The 15,266-nt window shown below is 72.0% G+C and carries 13 protein-coding genes; 10 read left to right on the top strand and 3 right to left on the bottom strand.

What is annotated here, in order from left to right; genetic code table 11:
* The gene (locus AC5RVZ_RS00095; RefSeq protein WP_494063754.1) at positions 1-507 is read right to left on the bottom strand and encodes a low molecular weight protein-tyrosine-phosphatase; all 507 of its coding nucleotides are present in this window, start codon (positions 505-507) and stop codon (positions 1-3) included.
* A 186-nt stretch (positions 508-693) separates the two neighbouring features.
* Between AC5RVZ_RS00095 and AC5RVZ_RS00100 the strand changes: the two genes are divergently transcribed.
* The 3 genes from AC5RVZ_RS00100 (at position 694) to AC5RVZ_RS00110 (ending at position 5,388) form a co-directional block, all read left to right on the top strand.
* Positions 694-3,357 (top strand): ExeM/NucH family extracellular endonuclease, encoded by a 2,664-nt coding sequence (locus AC5RVZ_RS00100; protein ID WP_494063755.1) that lies wholly within the window; start codon positions 694-696, stop codon positions 3,355-3,357.
* 262 nt (positions 3,358-3,619) lie between these two features.
* Positions 3,620-3,925 (top strand): hypothetical protein, encoded by a 306-nt coding sequence (locus AC5RVZ_RS00105; RefSeq protein ID WP_494063756.1) that lies wholly within the window; start codon positions 3,620-3,622, stop codon positions 3,923-3,925.
* Positions 3,922-5,388, top strand: a complete 1,467-nt coding sequence (locus tag AC5RVZ_RS00110; RefSeq protein WP_494063757.1) for a hypothetical protein — start codon at positions 3,922-3,924, stop codon at positions 5,386-5,388. Before AC5RVZ_RS00105 ends, AC5RVZ_RS00110 begins: the two co-directional genes overlap by 4 nt.
* On the opposite strand, the gene AC5RVZ_RS00115 is transcribed toward AC5RVZ_RS00110, so the two are convergent.
* On the bottom strand, positions 5,360-5,752 hold the full coding sequence (locus AC5RVZ_RS00115; RefSeq protein WP_494063758.1) for a phage holin family protein: 393 nt from the start codon (positions 5,750-5,752) through the stop codon (positions 5,360-5,362). The genes AC5RVZ_RS00110 and AC5RVZ_RS00115 overlap by 29 nt on opposite strands.
* Positions 5,753-5,815: 63 nt before the next feature.
* Between AC5RVZ_RS00115 and AC5RVZ_RS00120 the strand changes: the two genes are divergently transcribed.
* The 4 genes from AC5RVZ_RS00120 to AC5RVZ_RS00135 all read left to right on the top strand — a co-directional run bounded on the left by AC5RVZ_RS00120 (position 5,816) and on the right by AC5RVZ_RS00135 (position 10,643).
* The gene (locus AC5RVZ_RS00120; RefSeq protein ID WP_494063759.1) at positions 5,816-6,928 is read left to right on the top strand and encodes a histidinol-phosphate transaminase; all 1,113 of its coding nucleotides are present in this window, start codon (positions 5,816-5,818) and stop codon (positions 6,926-6,928) included.
* 4 nt (positions 6,929-6,932) lie between these two features.
* The gene (locus tag AC5RVZ_RS00125; RefSeq protein WP_494063760.1) at positions 6,933-8,099 is read left to right on the top strand and encodes a thiamine pyrophosphate-dependent dehydrogenase E1 component subunit alpha; all 1,167 of its coding nucleotides are present in this window, start codon (positions 6,933-6,935) and stop codon (positions 8,097-8,099) included.
* A gap of 23 nt (positions 8,100-8,122) precedes the next feature.
* On the top strand, positions 8,123-9,133 hold the full coding sequence (locus tag AC5RVZ_RS00130) for an alpha-ketoacid dehydrogenase subunit beta (RefSeq protein ID WP_494064693.1): 1,011 nt from the start codon (positions 8,123-8,125) through the stop codon (positions 9,131-9,133).
* Between the two features lie 136 nt (positions 9,134-9,269).
* A complete protein-coding gene (locus AC5RVZ_RS00135; protein ID WP_494063761.1) occupies positions 9,270-10,643 on the top strand; it encodes a dihydrolipoamide acetyltransferase family protein in 1,374 nt (457 codons plus the stop codon).
* A gap of 7 nt (positions 10,644-10,650) precedes the next feature.
* On the opposite strand, the gene AC5RVZ_RS00140 is transcribed toward AC5RVZ_RS00135, so the two are convergent.
* On the bottom strand, positions 10,651-12,411 hold the full coding sequence (locus tag AC5RVZ_RS00140; RefSeq protein WP_494063762.1) for a glycosyltransferase: 1,761 nt from the start codon (positions 12,409-12,411) through the stop codon (positions 10,651-10,653).
* 120 nt (positions 12,412-12,531) lie between these two features.
* Between AC5RVZ_RS00140 and AC5RVZ_RS00145 the strand changes: the two genes are divergently transcribed.
* Genes AC5RVZ_RS00145 through AC5RVZ_RS00155 form a run of 3 tightly spaced genes read left to right on the top strand, consistent with a single transcriptional unit; the run spans position 12,532 to position 15,265 of the window.
* Positions 12,532-13,548 carry a metal ABC transporter solute-binding protein, Zn/Mn family gene (locus tag AC5RVZ_RS00145; RefSeq protein ID WP_494063763.1) on the top strand — a complete coding sequence of 339 codons (1,017 nt, stop codon included), beginning with the start codon at positions 12,532-12,534 and terminating at the stop codon, positions 13,546-13,548.
* Positions 13,545-14,387: a metal ABC transporter ATP-binding protein gene (locus AC5RVZ_RS00150; protein WP_494063764.1), complete on the top strand. Its 843-nt coding sequence runs from the start codon at positions 13,545-13,547 to the stop codon at positions 14,385-14,387. Before AC5RVZ_RS00145 ends, AC5RVZ_RS00150 begins: the two co-directional genes overlap by 4 nt.
* Complete coding sequence (locus tag AC5RVZ_RS00155; protein WP_494063765.1) at positions 14,384-15,265, top strand: metal ABC transporter permease; 882 nt, start codon at positions 14,384-14,386, stop codon at positions 15,263-15,265. The genes AC5RVZ_RS00150 and AC5RVZ_RS00155 overlap by 4 nt, the downstream gene beginning before the upstream one ends.
* Position 15,266: the final 1 nt, after the last annotated feature.

A 15,266-nucleotide genomic window follows, 5' to 3' on the forward strand; every position in this document is an offset into this window, starting at 1 on the left:
TCACATCGCCGGGCGGATCGCGGGTTCGAGCTGCCGGAAGAGCGCCCGGCTCGCGCTCTCGATCATACCGAGCACCTCGTCGAACATTCCGGGCCCGGCATAGTAGGGGTCGGGCACGTCCAGCGTCCGTGCGGCCGCGTCGAACGACAGCAGCAGCGCGATCTTGTCGGCGTCGGACTCGTCGCGCGCCCAACCCCGCAGGATGCGCTCATGACTGCGGTCCAGCGCCACGACGAGGTCGTTGCGCGCGAAGTCCGCGTGCGTGAACTGGCGGGCGCGGTGCCGCGTGCCGTCGTAGCCGGCTCGCTCGAGCGCCTCCAGGGTGCGCTGATCGGCACGCTCGCCGACGTGCCAGTCGCCGGTTCCGGCGCTCGACGAGACCACCCGGGCACCGAGTCCCGCGGCATCCGCGCACTCCCGGAACACGACCTCCGCCATCGGGGAGCGGCAGATGTTGCCGGTGCACACGAACACGACGCGGAAGGGCTCCACGGCGCTCGGGATCATGGGCTCCATTCTGGCGCGCCGCACGGCGCCCCCCAAGCGGAAGGGCGCGGCACCGCGCCGTCACCGAACGTTAAGGATCTCTCCTCCGGCGGGTCTTCCGGCCGGGATGCCTCTCCCCTACGTTGTGAGCATCAGGAAGGCCGCGCGGCCTTCCTTTCTTCTGTCCCGCGCCCGCCAGGAGGTCCTGTGCCCCGTCCACCCCGCCGCCTCACCGCGGCCTTCACCGCCGCCGCCCTCGCCGCTGCGGCGGTCGCCCTCGCCGCGCCGCCCGCGGCCGCCGCATCCGGTGATCTGCTGTTCAGCGAGTACGTCGAGGGGTCTTCGAACAACAAGGCTCTCGAGATCTACAACCCCATGACCGCCGCCGTCGACCTCGGCGCCGCCGGCTACGCGCTGCAGGTGCACTTCAACGGCTCCGCATCGGCCGGACTGACGGTGCCGTTGACGGGGACGGTGGCGCCCGACGACGTGTTCGTCTTCGCCCACGCCTCGGCCGGGGCGGCCGTGCTCGCGCAGGCCGACCAGACGACCACGTCGGGCCTGTTCAACGGCGACGACGCCGTCGCGCTCGTCAAGGGCGCCACCGCCGTCGATGTCATCGGCCAGATCGGGACGGATCCGGGCACCGAGTGGGGTACGGGGCTCACCTCCACCGCCGACAACACCCTGCGTCGCGCCGCGGCCACCTGCGTCGGTGACCCCGTGGGAGACGACGCCTTCGACCCGGCGGCGGGATGGATCGGGTTCGCCACCGACACCTTCGACGGTCTGGGCACCCACGACGCCGACTGCGCGCTCGAGCCGGGCACCGACCCGGGAACCGACCCCGGCACGGACCCGGTGACCGCCGACTGCGAGGCGCAGCCGGTCGCCATCGGATCCATCCAGGGCGCAGGTGACGCGACGCCTGTCGCAGGCGAGGACGTGCTGATCGAAGGCGTGGTCGTCGGCGACTTCCAGACCGGCGGCTTCAACGGCTACTACGTGCAGGACGCCGGTGACGGCGACCCGGCCACCTCCGACGGCGTGTTCGTCTACGCGCCGGGCGGCCTCGACGTGGCCGTCGGCGACGTCGTGTCGGTCGCCGGTGAGGCGGCGGAGCACTTCGGGATGACGCAGGTCGTCGCCGCCGATGTCGCCCTGTGCGCCTCGGGGCAGGAGCTGCCGGCACCGACCGAGCTCGCGCTGCCCGCGAGCGCCGAGCAGCGCGAGGCCCTCGAGGGCATGTACGTGACGCTGCCGCAGCAGCTGACCGTCGCCGAGACCTTCGAGTACGGCCGCTACGGCACGGTCAGCCTGACCCTCGGCCGCCAGCCGCAGCCGACCGCCGTCTACGACGCCGGCTCACCGGAGGCCGTGGCGCTCGCCGCGAAGAACGTCGCCGAGAGCATCACGGTCGACGACGGCCGGAGCTCGCAGAACCCCGACCCGGCCATCCACCCGAACGGCGAGGTCTTCACCCTCGAGAACACGTTCCGCAGCGGCGACCTGGTGACGAACGTCACCGGCGTGCTGGACTACCGCTTCGACGTGTGGGCGGTGCAGCCGACCGAGGGCGCCGACTTCGAGGTGGGCAACCCGCGCCCCGAGGCGCCCGAGGTGGGCGGCGACCTCAAGGTCGCGAGCTTCAACGTGCTGAACTACTTCACCACGCTCACCGGCTCCGACGCCCGTGGCGCCAACGACCCGGTGGAGTTCGAGCGACAGGAGGCGAAGATCGTCACTGCGCTCGCCGAGATCGACGCCGACGTGTTCGGGCTGATCGAGATCGAGAACAACGGCACCGCGGTCGCCACGCTCACCGAGGCCCTCAACGAGCGCCTCGGCGCCGAGGTGTACGACTACATCGACACCGGCGTGATCGGCACCGACGTCATCACCACGGCGCTCATCTACAAGCCCGAGTCCGTCACCCCCGCCGGGGCGTTCCAGCTGCTCGAGCAGGAGGACGACCCGCGCTGGCTCGACGACTACAACCGTCCGGCGCTGACGCAGACCTTCGCCGACGCGGACGGCGCGAAGGTGACCGTGGTCGTGAACCACCTGAAGTCGAAGGGCTCGGACTGCAACGCGGTGGGAGACCCGACCGACCCCAACGGGCAGGGCAACTGCAACGGCGTGCGCACGCAGGCCGCCGCGGCGCTCGCCGACTGGCTCGCCACCGACCCCACCGGTCAGGGCGCCGGCCGCGAGCTCATCCTCGGCGACCTGAACTCCTACGCGCAGGAGGACCCCATCCAGGTGCTCACCGGCGCCGGCTACACGGATCTGCTCGCGCACTTCCAGGGCCAGGATGCCTACTCGTACGTGTTCGACGGGCAGCTGGGCTACCTCGATTACGCCCTCGCCGGCGGCGATCTGCTCGATGAGGTCACCGACGCCGCGGTCTGGAACGTGAACGCCGATGAGCCGAGCCTCATCGACTACGACATGACGTTCAAGCAGCCGGCGCAGGACGCGCTCTATGCCCCGGACGCGTACCGCTCCAGCGACCACGACCCGGTGATCGTGGGGCTCGACCTGACGGGTCCCGACACGGTGGCGCCCACCATCGAGGCCGAGGCCGACCCGTCGTTCATCCGCGTGCCGAACAACAAGATGCACCCGGTGCAGGTGCGCATCGAGGCGGCCGACGACAGCGGCGAGGCGGACGTCGTGCTGACCGACGTCACGGTCGAGGGCACCTCGAAGGGAGCGTGGGAGCAGACCGGCGACCGCAGCTTCGAGGTGCGCGCGGTCAACGGCGCGATCTACCGGTTCACGTGGACGGCGACGGATGCCGCGGGCAACACCTCGACGGCGACGGCCACCGTGGTCGTCGGGCAGAAGGGGCTCCGCAACATCTCCTGATCTCCGGATCCGCTCGTCAGGACGCCGCCTCGGAAGCGAGGCGGCGTTCTGGCATTTCCGGCACTGTGCGTCCGGCGGCGCGGATTCGGATTGCGGGCGTGGATCCGGGCCCGGTGTGGCATCCCGGTCCGAATCCGCGGCGGAGCTCCGAATCCGCAGCGGTAGGCGGCGCGCCTCCTCCACATCGACGCGGATGCCGTTCGCGTCCACGACAACGCCATCGCGTCGGCGCCGGCGCGGTCGGCGGGGCCAGCATGAAGGCGTGATCGACCACGCCCTGAACTCCGCCGTGACGGACCTCGCGATCGTGGCACGCGAGCTCGCTTCGCTCATCGACCGCATCACGGATGCCGCCGCCACGGCTCGCGGGCTGGCCGATGCGACCGACTGGCAGGCGCGCGCGGCCACGGCGTTCCACGAGAAGACCGAGACCTGGGCCGGCGACGTCTCGGGCCTCGTGTGCGTCGCCGAGACGGCGCGGCTCGATGCGGCGGCGGCATCCGAGCGTCTTGCCCTTCTCGCCGCGTGGGCCCACCCGCATCCGCTCCTCCCGGCGGGGGCAAGGTGAACCTCGACGCACCCGACACCGCGAGCGGCAGGCCCGGCGGTGACGCCCCCCGCGACGCGCACGGCGGACTGATCGGCCTGCTGCCGACCGTGTGGCCCCGCGACGACCCGGGGCTCGAGATCCGCGGCGGGGGCGCGGTCGCCGTCGACACCGCGACGCTGCGCGACGCCGCCGCACGCGTGGTCGCCGCGAAGGGCGAGCTCGACGCCATCAGGGGCCGGCTCGGCTCGCTCCAGAACATGCTCTTCGTGGTGCAGCAGCACGCCCCCGACGCCCTCGCTTCGACGTCCGCGCTGTGGGCACGGCTCCTCGAGACGCGGCAGGAGGCCGAGCGGATCGCGGCGGCGCTGCGTGCAGCCGCCATCGCGTACGAGCTGGTCGAACTGGACGTCGCGCATCGGGCGGCGCTCCTCGCCGGCGACGGGGTGACAGCCGCCCGGATCGAGACGCGGTTGACGCTGCTGCGTGAAGAGCATCCCGATGCGTGGTCGACGGCGCTCGAGGCGCAGTGGGAGCGCACGGTGATGTGGCCCTCCGAACTGGTGCGCCAGGCGACGGAGACGGGCGTCACGGTCGGCTCGGAGTTCGGCGACCCGGCTGCGATCGTCGCCGGCGCCACGGCCGGCCTCCTGACGCTCGGCACCGCCTCCGCCCTCGGGATCTCGGGCACCGGGCGGCTCGCGCGCGGCACGCGACTGTCGGGCTCCGCGGGCCCCGTGGCGCTCGCGCCGGTCGTGCCCGCCCGCGCCTCGGGACCGCCGACGAGCCTGACCGCGGTGACGCAGCGGATGCCGGGGGCCGGCGAGTCCCGGGTGCGCGTCGAGCGGTACGTCATGCCGAACGGCACCAGGCAGTTCGCCGTCTACATCGCCGGCACGCAGTCCCTGGCCGTCGGCGGCGACGATCCGTGGGACAACGCCTCGAACGCCGAGCTGTACACCGGCCGCACCTCCGACTCGTACGCCGCCACCCGGCAGGCCCTGGCAGCCGCAGGCGCCGAGCCCGGAGACGTCGTGCATGCCTTCGGCCACTCGCAGGGCGCGATGATCGCGGCGCACCTGGCCCTCGAAGCGGACTACGAGACCAGAACGCTGGTCTCCTTCGGATCACCCGTCGCCGCCGACGTGGGCCCCGGCACGCTCAGCGTCACGGTGCGCCACACCGACGACCCCGTCGCGGCACTGGCCGGCGGCGGTCACGCGGAGGCGGTCGGTGCTCCGGGCAGCTTCGTCGTCGAACGCGTCGCCCACCCCGAGGTGGGACCGGGCGAGGTCACCGTGCCGGCGCACCGCATGGTGCAGTACGCCGACACCGCGGCGCTCGTGGATGCCTCGGCCGACCCGCGCGTGCAGCACCTGCGCGATGTGTTCGCCGAACTCGGTTCGGCATCCACCCTTACCGTCACCGAGTACGCCGCGGTCCGCGGCGGCGCTGTCAGTCCCTCTTCTTCGGCCGGAGGATGATGCCGAAGAGCCAGTTGATCAGCGAGATGAGCAGAGCCGCGACCACACCCCACCAGAACGACTCGACGCGGAGCCCCCAATCCCAGAAGCCTGTGATCCAGGCGGTCAGCCACAGCAGGAAGGCGTTGATGATGAGGCCGATGAGCCCCAGCGTGAGGATGTAGAGCGGGAAGGCCAGCACCTTGATGACCGTGCCGATGACGGTGTTCACCAGCGCGAAGATCGCCGCGACGAGCAGCAGGGTCAGCACCAGCTGGAGCGTCTCCCCCGGCGGGAACGCGATGACCGAGACCTGCAGCGCGGGAATGAGGGTCACGACCCAGATCGCGAACGCATTGACGACGACGCGGATGAGGAAGCCCATAGTGCGTCAGTCTGGCATGCACGGCCGACCGCTCGGAAGGCGCCGCGCTCGTAGACTCGGGGCGTGACCGACGCACCTGAGATCCCCGTTCGCGTGCGACCCGAGGTGGCGTCGCTGCCGCCGTACAAGCAGGGCAAGCAGGCCGGGGCCGACGCGTTCAAGCTCTCCAGCAACGAGAACCCGTTCGATCCGCTGCCGGGCGTGCTCGAGCGCATGCACGCGGCATCCGCTCTCAACAGGTACCCGGATGCCTCGGCGATGCGGCTGCGCGAGCGCCTCGCCGCCCGGTTCGGCGTGACGGCCGACTCGGTGCACATCGGAGCGGGGAGCGTGTCGATCCTGGCTCAGCTCGTCCAGGCGACCGCCGGGCCGGGCCACGAGGTCATCTACGCGTGGCGCTCCTTCGAGGCCTACCCCTGGCTCTCGGTGGTCGCCGGCGCCACCGCCGTGCAGGTGCCCCTGACCGAGGACGCGCGCCACGACCTGCCGGCGATGGCGGCCGCGGTGACCGAGCGCACCCGCGCGATCCTCGTCTGCACGCCCAACAACCCCACCGGTCCGATCGTCACGCAGGCCGAGTTCGACGCGTTCATCGACCGCGTGCCCGCCGACGTGCTGGTGATCCTCGATGAGGCGTACGCCGAGTTCGTCACAGATCCGGATGCGGTGAACGGGCTGCGCGTCCTGGGCGAGGGCAGGCACCCGAATGTCGTGGTGCTGCGCACCTTCTCCAAGGCCTTCGGGCTCGCCGCCCTGCGCATCGGATACGCGATCGGCCACCCTCGCATCCTCGACGCGGCCCGCAGCACGGCGATCCCCCTCTCGGTCACGGCTCTCGCCGAGGAGGCCGCCCTGGCCAGCCTCGACGCGGAGGACGAACTGCTGGAGCGCGTGCGCGCCATCGCCGAGCGGCGGGACCGGCTCGCCGACGCCCTCCGCGACGCCGGATGGCGCGTGCCCGTCGCGCAGGGCAACTTCGTGTGGCTGCCGGGCGGCGCCGAGACGCTCATGCTCGCCGATGCCTTCGACCAGGGCGGCCTCATCGTGCGGCCGTTCGCGGGCGACGGCATCCGCATCTCGGTGGGCGAGGAGGAGTCTGTCGAGAAGGTCCTACGGATCGCGGCATCCGTTGTGAGCGACCTCCCAGAGGGGCACCCCGGGCGCGGGCTAGCGTAGAACGGTGACCCCGTCCCAAGAATCGGCGACGCCCGGCGTCGCGGCGCCCGCGGAGGGCTCCGCACTGGTCCGCATCCTCGAGGCGGACGGGTCGTTCGCGCCGACGCCCGCGGCCGAGCGGTATCTCCAACTCGTCGAGGCGCTCAGCGACGCCGAGCTCGAGACGTTCTACCGCGACATGGCCGTCATCCGCGCGTTCGACGTGCAGGCGACGAACCTGCAGCGGCAGGGGCAGCTCGCGCTGTGGCCGCCGAGCTACGGCCAGGAGGCGGCGCAGGTCGGCTCCGCCCGCGCGGCACGCGCCCAGGACCACATCTTCCCGTCCTACCGCGAGCACGTGGTGACGAAGATCCGGGGCGTCGACCCCATCGACATCATCCGGCTCATGCGCGGTCTGACCCACGGCGGCTGGGACCCCACCGACCCGAAGAACGGCAACACGCGCATCTACACGCTCGTGCTGGGCGCCCAGACGCTGCACGCCACGGGCTTCGGCATGGGGCTGGTCTTCGACGGCCGCTGCGGCAGCGGCGACCCCGAGCGCGACGAGGCCGTGATCGTCTACTACGGTGACGGCGCGTCGAGTCAGGGCGACGTGCACGAGGCCATGGTCTTCGCGGCGAGCTACCGCACCCCCGAGGTGTTCTTCCTGCAGAACAACCAGTGGGCGATCTCGGTGCCCGTGTCGACGCAGTCGCGCTCGCCGCTGTTCAAGCGGGGCGAGGGCTACGGGATGCCGAGCATCCAGGTCGACGGCAACGACGTGCTCGCCAGCTGGGCGGTCACCCGCGTGGCGCTCGACGAAGCGCGAGCCGGGGACGGGCCGCGCGCGATCGAGGCGATGACGTACCGCCTCGGCGCGCACACCACGAGCGACGACCCCACCAAGTACCGCACGTCGGACGAGGAGGAGTCGTGGCGCCGCCGCGACCCGATCGCCCGCATGAAGGCGTACCTGCAGGCGCGCGGCGCCTCGGAGGCGTTCTTCGCCGACGTGGATGCCGAAGCGCAGGCCCTCGCGGACGACACCCGCACGCGGACGAACGCCCTCGGCGGCCTCGAGCGCGACGCCATGTTCGCCCACGTCTACAGCGACCCGCACCCGCTGGTGGACCAGCAGCGGCGGTGGCTGGCGGAGTACGAGGCATCCCTGGAAGGGAACGCGTCATGACGGACACCGCGCAGTCGCCGGCCATGCGCAGCGAGACCGCACAGCCCGAGGCATCCGCGCTGCAGACGATGCCCCTCAGCCGCGCCATCAACGCCGGCCTGCGCGCGGCTCTCGCCGGCGACGACCGCGTGCTGCTCATGGGCGAGGACATCGGCAAGCTCGGCGGCGTCTTCCGCGTCACCGAGGGGCTGCAGGCCGAGTTCGGCGACCGGCGCGTGCTCGACACGCCCCTCGCCGAATCCGGTCTCGTGGGCACCGCCATCGGTCTGGCGATGGCCGGCTTCCGGCCCGTCGTGGAGATCCAGTTCGACGGCTTCGTCTTCCCCGCGTTCGACCAGATCACGACGCAGCTGGCCAAGATGACGAACCGCCACGAGGGCGCTCTGGCGATGCCGGTCGTGATCCGCATCCCGTACGGCGGGCACATCGGCGCCGTCGAGCACCACCAGGAGAGCCCCGAGGCGTACTTCACGCACACGGCCGGTCTGCGGGTGGTGAGCCCCTCGACGCCGAACGACGGGTACTGGATGATGCAGGACGCGATCGCGTCATCCGACCCGGTGATCTTCCTCGAGCCCAAGAGCAAGTACTGGCAGAAGGGCGAGGTCGACACGTCGGCCCGGGCCCTGCCGCTGCACGCCTCCCGCGTCGTGCGGCGCGGCACCGACGTCACCCTCGTCGGGCACGGCGCGATGGTCACGACCATGCTGCAGGCCGCCGCGCTGGCGGAGTCCGAGGGGACCTCGTGCGAGGTCGTCGACCTGCGCTCGCTGTCGCCCATCGACTACGGCCCGATCCTCGACTCGGTGCGCCGCACCGGACGCATGGTCTACGCCCAAGAGGCCCCGGGCTTCACCAGCCTCGGCTCGGAGGTCGCTGCGACGGTCATGGAGCAGGCCTTCTACGCCCTCGAGGCGCCGGTGCTGCGCGTCTCGGGCTTCGACACGCCGTTCCCCGCCGCCAAGCTCGAGAGCACCTACCTGCCCGACGCCGACCGCATCCTCGAAGCGGTCGACCGCGCCCTGGCCTACTGATGGACCCCACCTCCCTCCGCGAGACTGCATCGGAGCGCCGAGACAGCAGGCGACGACTGCAGTCTCGGCGCCCGGATGCTGTCTCGCGGACAGGGGACGGGATCGGAGCGCGACGGATGCCTCGAAAGGACACCGCATGAGCACCCAGACATTCGTCCTTCCCGATGTCGGCGAGGGTCTGACCGAGGCTGAGATCGTCGCGTGGCGGGTCGCCCCGGGCGACACGGTCGCCGTGAACGACGTGCTGGTGGAGATCGAGACGGCCAAGTCCCTGGTCGAACTGCCGTCGCCGTTCGCCGGCACGGTGGGCGAGCTCCTCGTCGCGGAGGGCGCGACCGTGGACGTCGGCGCTCCGATCATCACGATCGCCTCGCCGACGGATGCCACCGCCCCGGCCGTCGTCGGGCAGTCCGAGCACGGCGGTGCCAGTGAAGCGGCGCCCGAGGGGGGCGAGGGCGCGGTGCTCGTCGGCTACGGCACGGGAGGTCACGTGCAGTCGCGCCGCCGCAAGCCCGCCGCACCCGCACAGCAGCGCGTCGCGGCATCCGTCGGCGTGGTCGCCAAGCCGCCGATCCGCAAGCTCGCGCGCGACCTCGGGGTCGACCTCGCGTCGGTCACGCCGAGCGGTCCGGCGGGCGAGGTGACGCGCGAGGACGTCGTCCGCCACGCCTCGCAGGCGAGTGTCTTCCGCAATCTGGAGACGCCCGAGTGGGGCGAGGAGCGCGAGCGGACCATACCCGTGGCGCCGCGCCCGGCCGCTGTGGCGCCGGCCGCCGTCGCGCCCGCGCAGCCGACCCCGGATGCCGCGGGCCGCGAGGAGACGATCGCCGTCAAGGGTGTGCGCAAGGCCACCTCGTCGGCCATGGTGCAGTCGGCGTACTCCGCGCCCCACGTGTCGGTGTGGACGGATGTCGACGCCACCCGCACGATGGAGCTCGTCAAGCGCCTCAAGGCCTCGCCCGATTTCGCCGACATCAAGGTGTCGCCGCTGCTGATCATGGCCCGCGCCGTGATCTGGGCGGCTCGCCGCACGCCGATGGTCAACGCCGCGTGGGTGGATGCCGAGAGCGGGCCCGAGATCCGCGTGCGGCGCTACGTCAATCTCGGCATCGCGGCCGCCACCCCGCGCGGACTCCTCGTGCCGAACATCAAGGACGCGCAGGACCTGTCGATGCGCGAGCTGGCCCGCGCGCTCGAGCGGCTGACCCTGACCGCGCGCGAGGGGAAGACGACGCCCGCCGATCAGCAGGGCGGCACGATCACGATCACGAACATCGGCGTCTTCGGGATGGATGCCGGCACGCCGATCATCAACCCCGGCGAGTCGGGCATCGTCGCCCTCGGCACGATCCGTCAGAAGCCGTGGGTCGTCGACGGCGAGGTGCGGCCCCGGTGGGTCACCACCGTCGCCGGCTCGTTCGATCACCGGGTCATCGACGGCGACGGCATGTCGCGCTTCATCGCCGACGTCGCGTCGATCCTCGAGGAGCCCGCCCTGCTGCTGGACTGAGCCGAGGTCACGCGCCCCGGCCTGCGCGTCGCAGGCGGTCGGCGACCCGGCGCGGGATCGAGCGGGGATCGGGATGCCGCAGTCCGGCGTCCACGCCCACGACCGTGTCGTCCACGTGCAGCAGGAAGCGCGTCTTCACCGCCCCGCCGGCGAGCCGCTCCGACGCTTCGCGTGAGAACCGCGCGATGCGCCATCGTCCGATCCGCCGCATCGTGTGCAGGGCGGACGCGTTCGTGCGGGTGGCCAGTCGCACGTCGACGCGCGCCGCCGGCGACAGCGACGCCACGCGCGCCGTGACGACCAGCCGGCCGCGCAGGCGGCGGACGCGCACGCGCTCCAGGGCCGTCTCGTCGACCTCCTGACGGCGCGCATGACGCTGTACCGCCTCCCGCTGCACCTCCGCCCACCGCGCCACGGTCGAGCGGTCGTCGTGCCGCTGCGCCGTCCGGCGCGCGTGCCGTCGCATCGCCGCCAGCGCGTCGTCCTCGAGCAGGCACAGGCCGACGAGGGCGCGTGCCGCGGCGTCGATGTCGCCGTCGGGAACGAGCCGGCCGTTGCGATCGTCGGCGATCACCTCGGCGGGACCGTAAGGGATGTCGTAGGCCACCGGCAGGCATCCGGACGCCATCGCCTCGAGGATGCTGAGCGACTCGCCTTCCGACCGGCTGGTCAGCAGGGTCCACGCGCCCTTCGCGTACTGGGTCGCGCCGTGCGGGATGTAGCCGGCGAAGCGCACGGCATCGGTCAGGCCGAGCCGCGCCGCTTCCTCCTCGAGCCGCGCGCGACGGCTGCCGTCGCCCACGATCTCGGCCGTGACCGGGATGTCCAGCGCCCGGACGGCCGCGATGATCCGCAGCGCGTGCTCTAGCCGCTTGATCGGGCTCAGCCGCGACACGATCACGCCGTGGAGGCGGTCCGGCGGCAGCCGCGGGATGTGGTCGGGCAGCGCCACCGCGTTGGAGACGACGGCGAAGTTGCCGGTGTCGCCGACCGACGCGACCGCGGCCGCGCGCTGACGGTCGGTGAGGAAGACGACGGCGTCCCACCGGTGCAGGTTCTCGAAGATGACGCGCCGCGCCGCGGTCAGCCGTCCCTGCGCGTCGTGATGCGACCCGTGGACCATGTGGATCAGCGTCACGTGCGGCCGCCGGTACTTCTGCAGGGAGCGGGCGACGGTCTTGCTGTCCACGATCGCCACCGTCGGGGCGCCGCCGGTGAGCTCGTCCAGCCACGCGAATCGGAACGCCGTCATCGAGCGCCACTGCCCCGTCGTGCGGCCTGCGCGGTCGAACGATGTGATGAGCCGTCCGCCGCGACGCCGGCGCTCCTCGAGGACGGCCAGCGTCCCGTCGGCACGCCGATGCTCGACGCGCGTGTCGTCATCCCCGGCTCGCCAGCGGTGAAGCGACCCGTACGGCGTCACGATCTCGGCATCGCAGGGACCCGGTGCGTCCCCGGGGTGCTCGACCGCCGGCACGGGTGCGCGCTCGGCCTCGCGGAAGTGCTCGTAGATGTTGCGCAGGCGCATGCCGTCGATGAGCTCGCCGCGCTCGCGCAGCGCGGCGCGCACCACGGCGCAGTCCGGCCGCGTCTCGAAGGTCACGACGTCCACCTCGGCATGGGCGTACTGGACGAAGGCTCGGGAGCGGCGCAGCAGCGCGGCGGTCATGCCGCCGAAGTCGTCCGGGATCCCCCACGCCACGGCGAGCTGCCGGCTGGGCGGGAGCGCGGCCGGCGCATCGGTGTCCGCAGGGAGAAGGTCGATCATCGGCGTTCACGGTACGCCACGCTCCAGCGCCCGTCCTGCAGGCTTGACGCGCCCCCGGCTTGCGGGTAGCCGACCCGCGGGCGGTTTGAGAACGATTATCAGTAACGTTAGAGTGGATGCATGACCTCGCGCCGACGTTCTCTCACCCTGCTCACCCTCGCCGCGGCATCGACTCTCGCGCTGGCAGGGTGCGCCGGTGCGCCGGCTGCGGGAGGGGATGCCACCGCCGAGGGAGGCGACCGCATCTCGGTGGTCGCCTCGACCAATGTGTACGGCGAGATCGCCGAGCTCGTGGGCGGCGACCTCGTCGAGGTGACCTCGATCGTCACCAGCGCGGCACAGGATCCGCACTCGTTCGAGCCGAGCGCGCGGGACCAGCTCACGATCTCGAGCGCCGACCTCATCGTCGAGAACGGCGGCGGCTACGACGGCTTCATCGACGCGCTCATCGAGTCCAGCGGCACGGAGGCGCCGGTCGTCACGGCGGTCGAGCTGTCGCATGACTGGCCCGAGAACGCAGGGCACGAGGAGGAGCACACCGAGGACGCGGCCGAGGAGGAGCACGCCGAGGAGGAGCACGCGCACGACCACGGCGATCATGAGCATGTCGAGGGCTTCAACGAGCACGTCTGGTACGACCCGCACACCGTCGCGCACCTCGCGGAGGAGATCGCGCACGCGCTGGGCGAGCTGAGCCCGGACGACGCCGACGAGTTCGCGGCCAACGCGGACGCCTTCGCCGCCGAGGTCGAGGGCCTCGAAGGGCTTCTCGCCCAGATCGACGCGGATCACGCCGGCGCGCGGGTGTTCATGACCGAGCCGGTCCCGGCGTACCTGGTGCGTGCGGCGGGGCTGGAGGACGTCACGCCCGCCGCCTTCAGCGAAGCCGTCGAAGAGGGCCAGGATGTCGCGCCGGCGACCCTGCTGGAGTCGCTGCAGCTCCTCGAGTCCGGCGACGTGGGCCTCGTCATCACGAACACGCAGACCGGCGGCGCCGAGACGGGACAGGTCGTCGAAGACGCCGAGGCGCGCGGCATCCCGGTCATCGCATTTTCGGAAACGCTCCCCGAGGACGAGACTTACATCTCGTGGATGCAGGCGAACATCGAGGCGCTGAGCGCAGCGCTGGCGGAGTGAGCGCGCGCGCCCACGATCCGGCGCCGCCGATCCTCTCGATCGCGGATGCCTCGCTGCGCCGCGGCGACCGGGAGCTATGGTCGGGCCTGGATCTCGAGGTGCGAGCGGGCGAGCTGATCGCGGTGCTCGGGCCCAGCGGCTCCGGCAAGACCACGCTGCTGCGGGCGATCCTGGGCCTGGAGCAGCTCTCGGGCGGCACGATCACCGTCCACGGCCGGCCGGGCTCGGACCTGCCGCGCCGCCACGGCAACCGCCGGATCGGCTACATCCCGCAGGCGCGGCCCCTGCCGCCCGACACCGCACTGCGCGGCCGGGATCTCGTCGCGCTCGGGGTCAACGGCCACCGTTTCGGCCTTCCGTTCCCCCGCCGCGGCGACCGTGCGCGGGTCGACCGCCTGATCGACGAGGTCGGCGCCCGGTCCTTCGCCGACCGGCCGGTGGGCCTTCTCTCCGGTGGCGAGCAGCAGCGGCTGCGCGCGGGCCAGGCGCTCGCCGACGATCCCGTGCTGCTGCTGTGCGACGAGCCGCTCACGAGCCTCGACCTCGCCAACCAGCAGGCGGTCATCGGCCTCATCGACCGGCACCGGCGCGAGAAGGATGCCGCCGTCCTGCTCGTGACCCACGACATCAACCCGCTGCTGGGCAAGGTCGACCGCATCCTCTACATCGCGGGCGGCCGTTTCACGCTCGGGACGCCGCAGGAGGTGCTGCGCTCGGACGTGCTCACCGCCCTGTACGGCGCGCACGTCTTCGTGCTGCGCGCGGGCGACCGGCTGGTCGTCGTCGGCGCACCCGACGCCGAGGCATCCCACCATCACCACGACGAGGCGCACGCATGAACTGGAACGACGTCGCCGACGCGATGTTCGGCGGCCTGCCCGTCTACGGCGAGATCCTGGCGCTGGTGTCCAACTCCGTGTGGGCCGGAGCCGTCCTCGGTCTCGTCGGCGGTCTCATCGGCGTCTTCGTGATGCAGCGCGACATGGCCTTCGCCGTCCACGGCATCAGCGAGCTGTCGTTCGCCGGCGCGGCCGCCGCCCTCCTCATCGGCTGGGACGTCGTCAGCGGCTCCATCGTCGGCTCCATCATCGCCGCGGCGATCATCGGGCTGCTGGGCGCGAGAGCGCGTGACCGCAACTCGATCATCGGGGTGCTCATGCCGTTCGGGCTGGGCCTGGGCATCCTGTTCCTCTCGCTCTACGACGGCCGCAGCGCCAACCGGTTCAGCCTGCTGACGGGTCAGATCGTCTCCGTGCAGACCGGTCAGCTCGGCTGGCTGATCGCCATCGGCGCGTTCGTCCTGCTGGGGCTGCTGCTGATCTGGCGGCCGCTGCGCTTCGACTCGCTCGATCCGCAGTCCGCCGCCGCGCGGGGCGTGCCCACCACGGCGGTGTCGCTGGCCTTCATGCTGCTGCTCGGTCTCATCGTCGCCGTCGCCGTGCACATCATCGGCGCGCTGCTGGTGATGGCGCTGCTGGTCACGCCCGCCGCCGCCGCGATGCGCGTGGCATCGGGACCGGTCTCGGTGCCGCTGCTGTCGGCGCTGTTCGGCTTCGTCTCGGCAGTGGGAGGCATCCTGCTGGCGATCATGGGAACGCTGCCGGTGAGCCCGTACATCACCACGATCTCGTTCGGGATCTATCTGGTGTGCCGGGCCGTCGGAGCCCGTCGCGGCCGCGTCACCCGCTCCCAGCCTGTTCTCCAGCCCGCCATCTAGA

It is taken from the genome of Arthrobacter sp. Cza30, from assembly GCF_059090765.1.

What these genes read in the sequence shown, in the direction of transcription:
- AC5RVZ_RS00135 (WP_494063761.1), top strand. Translation starts at nt 9,270, where the DNA reads ATGAGCACCCAGACATTCGTCCTTCCCGATGTCGGCGAGGGTCTGACC.
- AC5RVZ_RS00115 (WP_494063758.1), bottom strand. Translation starts at nt 5,752, where the DNA reads ATGGGCTTCCTCATCCGCGTCGTCGTCAATGCGTTCGCGATCTGGGTC.
- AC5RVZ_RS00155 (WP_494063765.1), top strand. Translation starts at nt 14,384, where the DNA reads ATGAACTGGAACGACGTCGCCGACGCGATGTTCGGCGGCCTGCCCGTC.
- AC5RVZ_RS00140 (WP_494063762.1), bottom strand. Translation starts at nt 12,411, where the DNA reads ATGATCGACCTTCTCCCTGCGGACACCGATGCGCCGGCCGCGCTCCCG.
- AC5RVZ_RS00130 (WP_494064693.1), top strand. Translation starts at nt 8,123, where the DNA reads ATGCGCAGCGAGACCGCACAGCCCGAGGCATCCGCGCTGCAGACGATG.
- AC5RVZ_RS00145 (WP_494063763.1), top strand. Translation starts at nt 12,532, where the DNA reads ATGACCTCGCGCCGACGTTCTCTCACCCTGCTCACCCTCGCCGCGGCA.
- AC5RVZ_RS00095 (WP_494063754.1), bottom strand. Translation starts at nt 507, where the DNA reads ATGATCCCGAGCGCCGTGGAGCCCTTCCGCGTCGTGTTCGTGTGCACC.